The organism is Mesorhizobium sp. M0862, from assembly GCF_040319795.1.
GTDB lineage: Bacteria > Pseudomonadota > Alphaproteobacteria > Rhizobiales > Rhizobiaceae > Mesorhizobium.
This window is the reverse complement of sequence record NZ_JAMYOJ010000001.1, coordinates 1-14,363: the sequence shown is the minus strand read 5'-3', so window position 1 is coordinate 14,363 and position 14,363 is coordinate 1. Positions and strand designations below refer to the sequence as shown.

The following is a 14,363-nucleotide window of genomic DNA, read 5'->3' as shown; positions in this document are numbered from 1 at the left end:
CATGGAGCGGAACAAAATGGCAATGGGTAATGCCGACAGCCTGCCGTCAGGGGCCTGATGGGCGCGACTTATCCCCCAGGAGTTAGCAGGCGAGCTCAGCGTCCTGAGAGCTCGGCAATGATCGCGCCGACCGCGGTGCGGGCGGCGTCCATGCCTTCACCGGTGTCGATGACGAAATCGGCCTGCCGGCGCTTTTCGGCGTCGGGCACCTGCTTGGCCAGGATTGCCGCCAGCTTTTCCTCACTCATGTCAGGACGCGCCAGCACGCGGGCGCGCTGGATATCGGCCGGCGCGGTGACGACGACGACCTTGTCGACACGGTTGCGGCCGCCGGTTTCGAACAGCAGCGGAATGTCGAGCACGACGAGCGGCGCGCCGGCGGCGCGGTGCCTTGCCAGAAAGGCATCGGCATCGGCCCGCACCAGCGGATGGACGATCGCCTCCAATGTCTTCAGCGCAGCAGCGTTGCCGAGCACGCGGCGCGCCAACTCGGTGCGGTCGACCGAACCGGCAATCACGGTGCCGGGAAAGGCCGCCTCGACGAGAGGTGCTGCCTTGCCGGCATAGAGGCGATGCACGGTCTCGTCGGAGTCATGCACCGGCACGCCGGCGTCGACGAACATTTTCGCCGTCGTCGACTTGCCCATGCCGATCGATCCGGTGAGGCCGAGCACGGTCATCATTTGGCGCCCATCATTTGCGACCCATCATTTGGCGAGGATGTCGGCGACGATCATCTGTCGCAACTCAGGCGTGACCTGCGGCATCTTGCCGAACCAGCGTTCGAAACCGGGCACAGCCTGGTGCAACAGCATGCCGAGCCCGTCGACCGTCTTCAAATTTCTCGCGCGGGCAGCGGCAAGCAGCGGTGTTTCCAGCGGCACATAGACGATGTCTGCGACAATGGCGTGAGCTGGCAGGCCGGCCGGATCGGCGGCCAGCGTCGCATCGCCATGCATGCCAAGTGCCGTCGTGTTGATCAGCAAGCCGGCATCGCCAAGCAAGTCGCCGACCGCGCCATGCGCCGAGACGCCGGCCCCGAAGCGGTCGGCGAGTTCCTGCGCCCGCGCCAGTGTGCGGTTTACGATGCGGATATCGTTGATGCCGCGCACTTTAAGCGCGTGGATGACCGCGCGCGACGCGCCGCCGGCGCCGAGCACCACGGCCGGAGCGTTTCTCTCCCAGCCCGGGGCATGCTCGTCGAGATTGCCGGCAAAGCCGATCCAGTCCGAATTGCCGCCCCACAGCACGCCGTCGTCCAGCCACAGCATGTTGACCGCGCCGATCATCTCCGCCGCTTCGTCGCGGCGCTCGACCCGGGCGAAGGCGACTTCCTTGTGTGGAATGGTGACGTTGCCGCCCTGATAGCCATTGGCCTCGAGCGACGAGAGGAACTCGGGAAAATCGGCCGGCGCGACATCGATCGCATAATAGCTGCCGTCGATGCCGTATGTGTTCAGCCAATAGCCGTGGATCTTCGGCGAGCGCGAATGCGCGATCGGATGGCCGGTGACGAAAGCTTTTTTCTCAACCATCGATGGCTCCGAGCGCACGCAATTCCGCCAGCACCGGTAACAGCGGCAGGCCGACAATGGTGAAATAATCGCCTTCGATCTTTTCGAACAGCTGGATGCCTTCGCCCTCGATCTGGTAGGCGCCGACGCTCGACAACGCCTTGGCGCCGACGCGGGCCAGGTGCCGGCCGACGAAGGCCGGATCGAGCTTGCGCATGGTAAGGCTGGCGATGCCGACATGGCGCCACAGCACCTTGCCGTTGCGGCAGAGCACGGCGGCGCTGTTCAGCTGATGCGTCTTGCCTGACAGCGCCAACAGATGGCGGCGGGCGCCTTCCATGTCGGCCGGCTTGTGGAACACTTCATCTCCCAGTGACAAAGTCTGGTCGCAGCCGAGCACCAAGGCGCCCGATCTGCGTTCGCTGACCTCGGTCGCCTTGGCTTCGGCGAGTATCAGGGCGACATCTTCCGGCGACACACCGCTGTCCTGCAACGGCGCCTCGAGCGCACGCTCGTCGACATCGGCAGGCACCGCTTCGATGCCGAGCCCGGCATTGATGAGCATTGCTTTGCGGAACGGGCTGCCGGAGGCGAGGATGATTTTTTCGGTCATGGGTTCTGGGCCTGGTCGATAGTGGTTGATTGGGGCAGGAGGTCGCGTTGCCATCCCATCATCTATTCTTCCCCCGCAGGGCAACAATGGCTGCCGCGGTCTCTTCGATCGAGCGGCGGCTGACGTCTATCATCGGCCAATTGTGGCGGGTGCAGATCTGGCGGGCATAGGCGAGCTCTTCGGCGATCGAGGCACGGTCGACATAATCGGTCGCTTCGTAGGTGCTGCTGTTGCCGAGCACGCGGTTCTGCCGGACATGCGAGATGCGTTCGGCGGTGGCGATCAGCCCGACGATCAGCGGCTTGGTGGCAGCGACCAGGCTTTCGGGCACCGGCACGCCGAGCACGATCGGGATGTTGGCGGTCTTGATGCCGCGGTTGGCGAGATAGATGCTGGTCGGCGTCTTCGATGTCCTGGAAATGCCGATCAGCACCACATCCGCGTCGTCCATATTGAGCGGCAGCTGGCCGTCATCATGCTCCATGGTGAAATTGAGTGCGTCGATACGGTGGAAATATTCGGCGTCGAGCACATGCTGGGCGCCGACGCGGCGGCCGGCCGGCGTGCCAAGATAGGACTGGAAGACGGTGAGGACCGGCTCCAGCACCGAAACACAGGGCAGCCCCATGGTGGCGCAGCGCTCGTCAATGCCGCGCGCCAGCTTCTGGTCGACGACGGTGTAGAGGATGATGCCCGGTTCCTCCTCTATGTCCTCGAAGACTTTCGCCACCTGCTTTTCGGTGCGGATGAGCGGATAGATATGCTCGATGGCTCGCGCATCCTTATATTGCGCCGAGGCGGCTCGGCCGGCCGCCAGCAGCGTCTCGCCGGTGGCGTCGGAAATCAGGTGCAGATGAAAGAAGCTCTGGGGTTTGTTCACAGGGGGCGCCTCAGGCTGTGGGCTTGTGTGGATAAATAGGGACCGCAAAGGCGACCGGCTGGAGGCGACTGTATCAGAAGGCCAGTTGTCCACAATTCGATGCGCTGTCAGCTCCACGGTGCGGCTGGGGACAAATCTGGGGACGGGCGTTTTTGCCAGCGCTTCATCCACAGAGGCGGTTTTTCAGCTGCTACGCCAAACCATTGACTCCAGTGATGGAATCCTGGTCATCCACACTCTTTGCCAATCCCGCGGAAGAAACACGCGACAAAATGCTGGCTGGCCTTTTCCAGGGCAAAGCGGGACAGGTGACAACCACCGATACCAACAGACTCTTAGAATCAGAAGATTCTAGAAATAGACTATTTAATTATAGAGAAGGCAGGGAAGAGAGCGCTCAATGCCCGAGAACCGCATCGTGCTGGACGTGCTGAGAGGCGAGGCAGTGTTTCCGCCGCCGCTCTGGATGATGCGCCAGGCCGGGCGCTATCTGCCGGAGTACCGCGAGACCAGAAAGCGCGCCGGGTCCTTCCTCGATCTTTGCTACAATCCTGATCTGGCCGTTGAGGTGACGCTGCAGCCGATCGAGCGCTTTGGCTTCGATGCCTCGATCCTGTTCTCGGACATTCTGGTCGTGCCGCATGCGCTGGGGCGCGATGTCCGCTTCGAGGAGGGCCGCGGGCCGCTGCTGACGCCAATCACTGCAGCTGAGATTTCGGCTCTCAACGGCGAAACGTTTCACGTGAATCTCGAACCGGTCTACGAGACGGTTCGCCGGCTGCGGGCAAGATTGCCTGACGAGACCACGCTGATCGGCTTCTGCGGCGCGCCGTGGACGGTGGCGACCTACATGATCGCCGGCCACGGCACACCCGACCAAGCGCCGGCGCGGCTGTTTGCCTATCGCGAACCGACGGCCTTCAAGCATCTCCTGAAAGTGCTCGCCGATCACTCCGCGGCCTATTTGATCCGCCAGATCGAAGCCGGTGCCGACGTGGTGCAGATTTTCGATTCCTGGTCCGGCGTGCTTGATGATGCGTCTTTCGAGCAGTTCTGCGTGCAACCGGTGGCGGAGATCGTCAGGCAAGTTCGTGCGGTTCATCGCGATGTTCCGATCATAGGCTTTCCCAAGGGCGCCGGCGCCCGCTACGAGACCTATCGTGAGAAGACCGGGGTGACGGGGCTGGGGATCGACTGGACCGTGCCCCTGTCGGCTGCGAACGAACTGCAGCATTCAGGTGCGGTCCAGGGCAATCTCGATCCCTTGCGGCTTGTGGCTGGCGGCAAAGCCCTGTCGGACGGCGTCGATGCGATCCTCAAGGCGCTGGGCGACGGACCGCTGATCTTCAATCTCGGCCATGGCATTACGCCGGAGACGCCGGTGGCGCATGTCGAGGCGATGGTGAAGCAGGTGCGGAGCGCGACACGCTGATGGCTCAATCGGATAATACGGGCGGCAACAGCACTCGTGGGGCGATGATGCGGATGACCATCGGCATCGGAGTGCTGGTTGTTCTCACCGCACTTTTGTTTTTCTTTGCGCCTGAGGGTTTCTATCCCTGGGCGAAGGCAATCCATATCCTGGCCGTCATCTCCTGGATGGCCGGCATGCTCTATCTGCCGCGATTGCTGGTCTACCACGCCGACGCAGAGAAGGGGTCCGTCCAATCGGAGACCTTCAAGGTGATGGAGCGGCGTCTGCTGCGCGGCATCATCAATCCGGCGATGATTGTCACCTGGGTGTTCGGGCTTTGGCTTGCCTGGAAAGTGTTTGGCTTTCACGGCGGCTGGCTGCACGCCAAGATGGGCTTGGTGCTGTTGCTGTCGGGCGTGCATGGCTATCTGGCCGGTGCTGTCAGGAAATTCGCCGAGGACCGCAATGAAAAACCGGCGCGGCACTGGCGAATCGTCAACGAGATCCCCACATTGCTGATGATCGCCATCGTCATCCTGGTTGTCGTCAAGCCGTTCTAGGCCCATTTCGGTCGACAAAACGCAGCTTGCTCTTTCCCCCGACCGACGATAAAAGACGGGTCTTCCTTCCCGTCATGCGCCGCCCTTGATTGCTTTCGGCCGCGCCCGGCATTTATCGCATCCAGCCGATATATTTTCCCCAAAGCAGATTCAGAGTCCGTCTATGCAAGAAATGAAACTCGCAGAGTTCAAGAACAAGAAGCCGCCAGAGCTGATCGCCTATGCCGAATCGCTCGAAGTGGAAAACGCCAGCGTCATGCGCAAGCAGGAACTGATGTTTGCCATCCTGAAGAAACTGGCCGCCCAGGACGTCGAGATCATCGGCGATGGTGTGGTCGAGTTGCTGCAGGACGGTTTCGGCTTCCTGCGCTCAGCCAACGCCAATTATCTGCCGGGTCCCGACGATATCTACATCTCGCCCTCGCAGATCCGCCGCTTCTCCTTGAAGACCGGCGATACCGTCGAAGGGCCGATCCGCAGCCCAAAAGAGGGCGAGCGCTATTTCGCCCTTCTCAAGGTCAACACGATCAATTTCGACGATCCCGAAAAGATCCGTCACAAGATCCATTTCGACAATCTGACGCCGCTCTATCCGACCAAGCGGCTGAAGATGGAGATCGACAATCCGACCGGCAAGGACATCTCGTCGCGGGTGATCGACCTGGTGGCGCCGATCGGCAAGGGACAGCGCGCGCTCATCAACGCGCAGCCGCGTACCGGTAAAACGGTGCTGATGCAGAATATCGCCCACTCGATCACGGCCAATCATCCGGAATGCTATCTGATCGTACTTCTGATCGACGAACGGCCAGAAGAAGTGACCGACATGCAGCGTTCGGTGAAGGGCGAGGTCGTGTCCTCGACCTTTGACGAACCGGCGGTGCGCCACGTCCAGGTCGCCGAAATGGTCATCGAAAAGGCCAAGCGCCTGGTCGAGCATGGCCGCGACGTCGTTATTCTGCTCGATTCGATCACCCGCCTCGGCCGTGCCTACAACACCGTTGTGCCGTCCTCCGGCAAGGTGCTGACCGGCGGTGTCGACGCCAACGCGCTGCAGCGGCCGAAGCGCTTCTTCGGCGCGGCCCGCAACATCGAGGAAGGCGGCTCGCTGACGATCATCGCCACCGCGCTGATCGACACCGGCAGCCGCATGGACGAAGTCATCTTCGAAGAGTTCAAGGGCACCGGCAACTGCGAAATCCAGCTCGACCGCAAGGTCGCCGACAAGCGCATCTACCCGGCCATGGACATTTTGAAGTCAGGCACCCGCAAGGAGGACCTGCTGGTCTCCAAGCAGGATCTGCAGAAGATCTTCGTCCTGCGCCGCATCCTGGCGCCGATGGGAACCACCGACGCGATCGAGTTCCTGATCGACAAGCTGAAGCAGACCAAGACCAACGCCGATTTCTTCGACTCGATGAACACGTAAGCTTCTCGTCGGGCCATCGGTTCGCATTGAAGCCCCTTCCGGGAACTGGGACGGGGCTTTTCATTGCGGGGGCAAACAGGTCGCATTTCAGACAGGGCGTGGCCTTGGGCGGCAATTTCCATCGCTGTCGTCATGCGAGTAATCGCGTCTCGAAGATCGGAAGCCGCATGGAGAAAACAATCCCGACCCTGATCGGCTTCTCGGCCATCCTGACATGGTCCTTCTTGGCGCTGCTTTCGACCGCGGCGGGACCGATTCCGCCCTTTCAGCTGGCGGCGATGACGTTTCTGCTTGGCGGGTTGGTCGGCGCGTCGAGCTGGCTTGTCCGTCCGGCGGCGATCAAGTCGCTGCGCCAGCCGTGGCAGGTCTGGGCGCTCGGCACAGCGGGGCTGTGCATCTACCACTGCGCCTATTTCTTCGCCATCCAGTCGGCGCCGCCGGTCGAGGTCAGCCTGATCGCCTATCTCTGGCCGTTGCTGATCGTCGTCTTTGCCGCCTTCCTGCCTGGAGAAAAGCTGAGGGCCCATCACATTGCCGGCGTCATGCTCGGCCTTGCCGGCGCCATTGTGGTGATCACCAAGGGCGGCATGATCGGACTGGCCAATGGTGTGATGAAGGGGCATGTCATCGCGCTGTTCTGCGCTTTCATCTGGGCCGGCTATTCGGTTTTGTCGCGCCGCTTCGGCAAGGTGCCGACCGATGTCGTCGCCGGTTACTGCTTCATCACGGCCGCGGTCGCCTTGGTGCTGCACCTGACGCTTGAGGCTACCGTCTGGCCACAGACGGCGACGCAGTGGAGCGCCATCGTCATCTTGGGCGTAATACCGCTAGGCGCCGGCTTTTACGCCTGGGACTACGGCTGCAAGCACGGCGACATCATGATCCTCGGCGCCCTCTCCTACGCGGCGCCCCTCTTCTCGGTCATCGTGCTTCTGCTGGCAGGCTTTGGTGTGTTTCACTGGTCGGTGGCTGTTGCTTGCATCCTGATCACGGTCGGAGCGGTGGTCGCGGCCAAGGATTTGCTGTTCGGGCCGCGGCCGCCATCCATTGATGTGACGCCGCTTCCGTCGGCGTTGGACGGAAATACGGGTTGAGCTGCCGGTGTCGCAACAGCGGCTCGGTTCCTACGAATCCGTCGCCACCGGCATGATAGCGGTGCATAGCCCCGGTCTGCCGGCGGCCGGATGCCACTGGCCAATGTTCGGTCGATTCGCATGCGTTCCGATTAGGGCGACAATATCGGCGTGACGCGGGTCGGGCTTCTGATTCGCAGCCGGAACGAAACTTGCCTGTCGTGGGCGATGGCTCCAGCTTCACGGTTCCGGCCAGGCACAGGCGTTAACGACGCGGCCTGCTTAGGGCTTGCTGGCCCGCCCAGAACTGCTTGGCGTCGGGTTTAGGACCCGCCTGCTCGCACATGGATGACAAGGCGGCTATACAGATTTGGTAATGTCCGGCCGCTCCTCGCGATCCACCTTGCTATTGACGAACAGCCGGTTCATGACGGCCGCGACACTGTGGGATTGTCGACCGGACAGCTAGGCGACCGGTGAGAAGGGCAGATGATTTCAGGCGATTCGATCCTTGCGATTTCCAGCGGGCGCCTGCCCGCCGGCATCGCTGTCATCCGCATTTCCGGACCGAGGACTCGATTCGTCGTCGAAACGGTTGCCGGTGGCATGGTCAAGGACCGGGTTGCGACCCTGCGCAAGCTCCGAACGGTGGACGGGTCGCTTATCGACAACGGCCTGGTGCTGTTTTTTCCTGGGCCGAACAGTTTTACCGGCGAGGATGTCGCCGAGTTCCACGTCCATGGCGGCCGCGCCGTCGCCGGCAAGATGCTGGAGATCGTCGCCGGCTTTGACGGCCTGCGTCATGCGGAGCCTGGGGAATTTACGCGCCGGGCTCTTCTCAACGGCAAGCTGGATCTGGTCGAGACGGAGGCGTTGGCCGATCTGGTCAACGCCGAAACCGAAGCGCAGCGGCGCTTTGCCGTGCAGAATGCCGAAGGAGTGCAAAGCGAACTCTATCTTGGCTGGCGCCATCGCCTGATCCATGCACGGGCCATGATCGAGGCGGAAATCGACTTCGCCGACGAAGACGACGTGCCCGGTTCCGTTTCGGACACGGTTTGGTCCGATGTGCGCGCAATGGTGGGGGAGATCGGCCGGCATGTCGATGGCTTTCATGCCGCCGAGATCATCCGTGACGGGTTCGAGGTTGTCATCCTCGGTGCACCGAACGCCGGAAAATCTAGCCTGTTCAATGCGCTAGCCAGGCGTGAGGCGGCGATTGTTACCGACGAGCCCGGCACGACGCGGGATTTGCTCGAAGTGGTGCTGGATCTCCACGGAGTGCGGGTCAGGGTAACCGACACCGCGGGCCTGCGCGAGGGGCCCGGCAAGATCGAAGCGATCGGTATCGAAAAGGCGCGGGCCAAGGCGCACACGGCTGACCTGGTGCTGTTGCTGGAAGATCTGGCGGACCCGACTGCGATCGGCAACATGCCTGTCGACGCCCCGGTTTTGAGAATCGGCACCAAGGTCGATCTCTTGAAAGGTTCGCCGCGATTGGAGGCCTATGATGCGTTGATCTCGACGGTGGACGGCACTGGGTTGGCTGAACTCCTGGCCGAGATCGGCAGGCGCGCCGCAGCTGCTATCGGCGATGCCGGTGACATCCTGCCGTCTCGGTTGCGGCATGTGGAGCTGCTCAATGAGACCAGGCGCTTTCTGATCTCGGCTTTGTCGGGGCAAGAGCGCGGCCAGGAGCTGCGGGCGGAGGAGCTGCGTCTTGCGGCGGACCGGCTTGGCCGGATTGTCGGCGCGGTGGATGTCGAGGACCTGCTGGACGTGATCTTTTCGCAGTTTTGTATTGGAAAGTGACTCACGTGAAACAGGGGGGCGTGTGAGTGACTCACGTGAAACACAGGGGGCCGCCCAAGTGCGTGTTTCGCGTGAAATGAGGAGTTTGGCAAAAACGCCAAGTGCCGAAGGGCGGCCTCGCCCCTCATTGTCCTCCCGGGCATTTCTCACCGTACAGTGACGGGGAGAAAGGTACTGTTATCCGGGATTTCGCCAACCACCGAAGCGCGCCAGCGCTTGAGCTCCTCCTTGTTCACCGGGAGAAGATGCCGGCAGGCAGATGAGGGGCAGCGCCAGCCGAGGTAATTGTCGCCGCTTCCCTGACTCACGTGAAACACCTCTGCGGCTTTCAGCACACCGTTCCCCGTGAACGAATCAACCTGCAATCCTTGACAGCGTCCTCTCGTGGGGACATGTGTCGGGAAATCTCTGAATCTGGAAGGGACAATGATCGATCACTATGATGTGGTTGTGGTGGGCGGTGGCCATGCCGGGTGCGAGGCTGCGAGCGCTGCCGCGCGCGCCGGTGCCAGTACCGCGCTGATCACGCTGCGCTTCGACACGATCGGTGTCATGTCCTGCAATCCGGCGATCGGCGGCCTCGGGAAGGGCCATCTGGTGCGTGAGATCGACGCCATGGACGGGCTGATGGGCCGCATTGCCGATGCTGCCGGCATCCAATTCCGCCTGCTTAATCGCCGCAAAGGCCCTGCCGTGCGCGGGCCGCGCACGCAGGCCGACCGCAAGCTTTACCGGCTGGCCATGCAGGAAGCGATTCGGCAGCAGAACGGTCTCGACGTCGTCGAAGGCGAAGTCTTGGATTTCGAGATCGAAGAAGGACGGATCGCCGCTGTGCTCCTGGCCGACGGGCGCCGGTTGGCGTGCGGTGCAGTCGTCCTGACCACCGGCACTTTTCTTCGCGGCCTCATCCACATTGGCGACAGGAAGATTGTCGCCGGGCGGATGAACGAGCAGGCGAGCCTTGGCCTGTCGGCGACGATGAGCCGCGCCGGTTTCGCGCTTGGACGGCTGAAGACCGGCACGCCGCCGCGGCTCGATGGCCGCACCATCGACTGGGCGTCGCTGGAAAGCCAGGCGGCCGACGAACATCCAGTGCCGTTCTCGCTGCTCACCGACACAATCAAGAATCCGCAAATCCATTGCGGCATCACGCGTACGACACCGGCGACGCACGAGCTGATCCGCGCCAATCTCGGCCGCTCCGCCATGTATTCCGGCTCGATAGAGGGGGTCGGACCACGCTATTGCCCGTCGATCGAAGACAAGATCGTCAAGTTCGGCGATCGAGACGGTCATCAGATATTCCTCGAGCCGGAAGGGCTGGACGACGACACGGTCTACCCCAATGGCATTTCGACCTCCCTGCCCGAGGATGTGCAACTCGACATTCTCAAAACTATACCCGGGCTAGAGCGGGCGACCATGCTGCAGCCCGGCTACGCCATCGAATACGACCATGTCGATCCGCGCGAGTTGGAGCCGACGCTTGAGGCCAAACGTATTGCGGGGCTTTTCCTAGCCGGTCAGATCAACGGCACCACCGGTTATGAAGAAGCCGGAGCGCAGGGCCTGCTCGCCGGGCTCAACGCCGCGCGCAAGGCGGCGGCCGACGACCAAATCGTGCTCAGCCGCACCGAAGCCTATATCGGTGTGATGGTCGACGACCTCACCAGCCGCGGCATTGCCGAGCCCTACCGCATGTTCACTTCGCGGGCGGAGTTTCGCCTATCGCTGCGCGCCGACAATGCCGATGAAAGGCTTACGCCTCTGGCAAATCGGCTTGGTATCGTGTCGCCGGAGCGGACGCAGCGGTTCAATCAAGTCACACAGGATCTTGATAGGGCGCGCGAACTCGCAGTTGCGACGACGATGACGCCCAACGAAGCGGCGCGGCATGGGCTGGAGATCAACAAGGACGGCGTGCGCCGCTCCGCTTATGAATTGCTCGCTCATCCCGGCGTCGATATAGCCTGGCTGGCCCGTGTTGCGCCGGCCTTTGGCGCAATCGACGTCAAAACCGCTGAGCGGCTCGAAACGGAAGCGAAATATTCGGTTTACCTTGATCGCCAACAGGCGGATGTCGGACAGATCCGCCGCGAGGAAAGCCGGCTGATCCCGGCGTCGGTGGATTTCGCCGATGTTCCTGGCCTGTCCAATGAGCTGAAGCAGAAGATGCTAACGCGTCAGCCCCGGTCGATCGCTGACGCGCAGCGTATGGAAGGCATGACGCCGGCGGCGCTGGCCATCATCGTCGCGCACGTCCGCAACGCCGAATCGGCCGCCCAAAGGGCTGTTGCGTGAGCGCTGCCTCATGGGCGAGCCTGCAAGAGGCCGCGGGACCGGTTTCACGTGAAACATTCGATCGGTTGGTGACGTTCGAACAGTTGTTCCTGAAATGGAACCGCAGCATCAATCTGGCCGCGCCGTCGACGCTGGACGATGTCTGGGGCCGCCATATTCTGGATAGCGCGCAGCTGGCGCGAATCGCACCGCAGGCAAAACGCTGGGCCGATCTCGGTTCGGGCGGCGGTTTTCCGGGCCTGGTAATGGCCTTCCTGCTGGTCGAACGCGATGGCGCGTCCATCGATCTGGTCGAGAGCAACCGCAAGAAAGCATCGTTTTTACAGGCGGTCATTGGCCAGTTCGGTTTGCCGGCACGGGTCGTCGCCCGGCGCATCGACGACAGCTATGCGCTTGTTTCCGAACCGGAAATCATCACGGCGCGGGCGCTGGCCGCGCTGCCGGCGCTGCTCGATCTGTCGGCGCCGTGGCTGACCAAGGGATCGCGGGCGCTGTTCCACAAAGGCCGGGATTACCGCTCCGAGGTGGAAGAAAGCACTCACCGCTGGGCTTTCGATCTGGTAGAACATCCGAGCATGACCGACGCCCATGGCGTCATCCTCGAAGTGACCGATCTGCGGACGGCGTAAGCTCTCCTTCGCAACCTTGGCGACGCAATGAATACCTGGCCCACATGAATACCTGGCACAGACCCATGAAAACCGGACCTCGCATCATCACCGTCGCCAACCAGAAGGGCGGCGTCGGCAAGACCACGACCGCCATCAATCTGGCCACGGCGCTGGCCGCCATCGGCGAAAAGGTGCTGATCGTCGATCTCGATCCGCAAGGCAATGCCTCGACCGGTCTTGGCATCGACCGCAAGGACCGCACCGTCTCGTCCTACGATGTGCTGACCGGCGAACTGGGCCTGGAAGAGGCGGCCATTCCAACCGCGGTGCCCGGCCTGTCGATCGTGCCGTCGACGCTCGATCTGCTCGGCATCGAGATGGAAATCGCCTCGGCGCCGGATCGCGTGCTTAAGCTGCGCAACGCGCTGCGCGCCGCCACCGAGCGCGGTGCGCCGTTCGGCTATGTGCTGATCGACTGCCCGCCCTCGCTCAACCTTTTGACTTTGAATTCAATGGCGGCAGCCGATTCTGTTCTTGTGCCGCTGCAGTGCGAGTTCTTCGCGCTGGAAGGGCTAAGCCAACTCCTGGAAACGGTGGAGCAGGTGCGCCGTTCGATCAATCCGGACCTGATCATCCAGGGCATCGTGCTGACCATGTATGACGGCCGCAACAACCTCGCCAACCAGGTGGTGCAGGACGTGCGGGCACATATGGGCGACAAGGTCTACGAGACCATCATTCCTAGGAATGTGCGAGTGTCCGAGGCGCCCTCCTATGGCAAGCCGGCGATCCTCTATGACCTGAAATGCTCCGGCAGCCAAGCCTATCTGCAATTGGCATCCGAAGTGATCCGCCGCGAGCGAAAATTGCGCGCTGCATGATTAGGCAGGGTCGATAAACAAAGCCGATCCGGCACCGAAACGATCAAGAATCTGGAATTGAGATGAGCGAAGACCTTTCGAGAAAGAGACTGGGGCGTGGACTTGCGGCGCTGATCGGGGAGATCGACCGCCCGGTGGCAACGGCCGAAAAGCCAGGCCTGAATGACGACGGCAAGGTGCCGATCGAGTTTCTGAGCCCGAACCCGAAAAACCCGCGCCGGCATTTCGGCGACGCCGATCTGACGGATCTCGCGCAATCGATCCGCGAACATGGCGTCGTGCAGCCGGTAGTGGCGCGGCCTTCGCCGACGCAGGCCGGGCGCTACGAGATCATCGCCGGCGAGCGCCGCTGGCGGGCGGCGCAGCGCGCCGGGCTGACCGAGATCCCGATCATCGTGCGCGACGTCAACGACCGCACAGCGCTGGAACTGGCGATCATAGAAAACGTCCAGCGCACCGATCTCAATCCGGTCGAGGAGGCGCTCGGCTACCAGCAGTTGATCGACGATCACGGCTACACCCAGGCCGATCTCGGCAATGTCATCGGCAAGAGCCGCAGCCACGTCGCCAACACGCTCAGGCTGTTGAAGCTGCCCGACGTGATCCGCGACATGCTGGTCGACGGCGTGCTGTCGGCCGGCCATGCCCGGACGCTGGTGACGGCGCAGGATCCCGCCGGGCTAGCCAAGCAGATCGTCGAAGAAGGGCTTTCGGTGCGCCAGGCTGAGGCGCTGGCGCAGATGCCGGCGGGCGGCACGCCGCCCAAGGCAAAACCAGCACACGGCGCATCGGGCAAGGATGCCGACACGCTGGCGCTGGAAAGGCTGATGACCAACACGATCGGCATGATCGTGACCATCGAGCACAAGGGCAAAGGCGGCGCGATCCGCGTGGACTACCGCAGTCTGGAGCAGCTCGACGAGCTATGCCGGCGGTTGAAGGATGAGCGGTAGAGGGTTGGGGTTGCGCCATATTTAGCCGGCGAATGAAGTTCTGGCTTAGGATGAAGAAAGGGCTTGGCGGTTGCCGGCCCTTCTTTTTATTGGCGATTGCCGAAGGGATCGAACTGCTGATCTCTCCCCTTGAGGGGGAGATGGCCGGCAGGCCAGAAGGGTCGTCTCCCATCAAGCGCCGACCTCGTTTGTCGTTGCGAAAGGCGCCAGCGCTCCACGCGCCGCGAGGTTGTGTGCGTCAAGTTCTGCAAAATGGGCGATCATGAAACTGGTCATGCGGCTTGGCGTAGAGCGAGCTTCTTGTGCTCGCGCAGATCATCCA

Annotated in this window: 14 protein-coding genes; 9 read left to right on the top strand and 5 right to left on the bottom strand. The window is 62.3% G+C overall.

Annotated features, from left to right (window positions below):
* Positions 1-95 precede the first annotated feature (95 nt).
* The 4 genes from coaE to NKI15_RS00055 are packed head-to-tail and all read right to left on the bottom strand — an operon-like array spanning position 96 to position 3,124.
* Positions 96-680 carry a dephospho-CoA kinase gene (gene coaE / locus NKI15_RS00070; protein WP_023698098.1) on the bottom strand — a complete coding sequence of 195 codons (585 nt, stop codon included), beginning with the start codon at positions 678-680 and terminating at the stop codon, positions 96-98.
* Positions 681-707: 27 nt separating this feature from the next.
* Positions 708-1,535, bottom strand: coding sequence for a shikimate dehydrogenase (locus NKI15_RS00065; RefSeq protein ID WP_023698099.1), 828 nt, complete (start codon positions 1,533-1,535; stop codon positions 708-710).
* Positions 1,528-2,127: a Maf-like protein gene (locus NKI15_RS00060; RefSeq protein WP_023698100.1), complete on the bottom strand. Its 600-nt coding sequence runs from the start codon at positions 2,125-2,127 to the stop codon at positions 1,528-1,530. The genes NKI15_RS00065 and NKI15_RS00060 overlap by 8 nt, the downstream gene beginning before the upstream one ends.
* Positions 2,128-2,185: 58 nt before the next feature.
* Entirely contained in the window at positions 2,186-3,124 is a 939-nt protein-coding gene (locus NKI15_RS00055; protein ID WP_444848996.1) for a pyruvate, water dikinase regulatory protein, read from the bottom strand.
* A gap of 283 nt (positions 3,125-3,407) precedes the next feature.
* Between NKI15_RS00055 and hemE the strand changes: the two genes are divergently transcribed.
* The 4 genes from hemE to yddG all read left to right on the top strand — a co-directional run bounded on the left by hemE (position 3,408) and on the right by yddG (position 7,504).
* Positions 3,408-4,439 (top strand): uroporphyrinogen decarboxylase, encoded by a 1,032-nt coding sequence (gene hemE, locus NKI15_RS00050; protein ID WP_023687594.1) that lies wholly within the window; start codon positions 3,408-3,410, stop codon positions 4,437-4,439.
* A complete protein-coding gene (gene hemJ / locus NKI15_RS00045) occupies positions 4,439-4,981 on the top strand; it encodes a protoporphyrinogen oxidase HemJ (RefSeq protein ID WP_023692917.1) in 543 nt (180 codons plus the stop codon). The genes hemE and hemJ overlap by 1 nt, the downstream gene beginning before the upstream one ends.
* Before the next feature lie 163 nt (positions 4,982-5,144).
* Positions 5,145-6,410, top strand: a complete 1,266-nt coding sequence (gene rho, locus NKI15_RS00040; RefSeq protein WP_023672113.1) for a transcription termination factor Rho — start codon at positions 5,145-5,147, stop codon at positions 6,408-6,410.
* Positions 6,411-6,577: 167 nt separating this feature from the next.
* On the top strand, positions 6,578-7,504 hold the full coding sequence (yddG, locus tag NKI15_RS00035) for an aromatic amino acid exporter YddG (protein ID WP_023751001.1): 927 nt from the start codon (positions 6,578-6,580) through the stop codon (positions 7,502-7,504).
* 339 nt (positions 7,505-7,843) lie between these two features.
* On the opposite strand, the gene NKI15_RS00030 is transcribed toward yddG, so the two are convergent.
* Positions 7,844-7,912, bottom strand: a complete 69-nt coding sequence (locus NKI15_RS00030) for a hypothetical protein (RefSeq protein ID WP_348626502.1) — start codon at positions 7,910-7,912, stop codon at positions 7,844-7,846.
* A gap of 60 nt (positions 7,913-7,972) precedes the next feature.
* On the opposite strand from NKI15_RS00030, the gene mnmE reads away from it, so the two are divergent.
* The 5 genes from mnmE (at position 7,973) to NKI15_RS00005 (ending at position 14,041) form a co-directional block, all read left to right on the top strand.
* On the top strand, positions 7,973-9,295 hold the full coding sequence (mnmE, locus tag NKI15_RS00025) for a tRNA uridine-5-carboxymethylaminomethyl(34) synthesis GTPase MnmE (RefSeq protein WP_023751002.1): 1,323 nt from the start codon (positions 7,973-7,975) through the stop codon (positions 9,293-9,295).
* Between the two features lie 426 nt (positions 9,296-9,721).
* Positions 9,722-11,596, top strand: coding sequence for a tRNA uridine-5-carboxymethylaminomethyl(34) synthesis enzyme MnmG (gene mnmG / locus NKI15_RS00020; protein ID WP_023751003.1), 1,875 nt, complete (start codon positions 9,722-9,724; stop codon positions 11,594-11,596).
* Complete coding sequence (gene rsmG / locus NKI15_RS00015) at positions 11,593-12,225, top strand: 16S rRNA (guanine(527)-N(7))-methyltransferase RsmG (protein WP_023751004.1); 633 nt, start codon at positions 11,593-11,595, stop codon at positions 12,223-12,225. Before mnmG ends, rsmG begins: the two co-directional genes overlap by 4 nt.
* 65 nt (positions 12,226-12,290) lie before the next feature.
* Positions 12,291-13,088 carry a ParA family protein gene (locus NKI15_RS00010; protein ID WP_023672118.1) on the top strand — a complete coding sequence of 266 codons (798 nt, stop codon included), beginning with the start codon at positions 12,291-12,293 and terminating at the stop codon, positions 13,086-13,088.
* A 62-nt stretch (positions 13,089-13,150) separates the two neighbouring features.
* A complete protein-coding gene (locus NKI15_RS00005; protein ID WP_023706932.1) occupies positions 13,151-14,041 on the top strand; it encodes a ParB/RepB/Spo0J family partition protein in 891 nt (296 codons plus the stop codon).
* Positions 14,042-14,363: the final 322 nt, after the last annotated feature.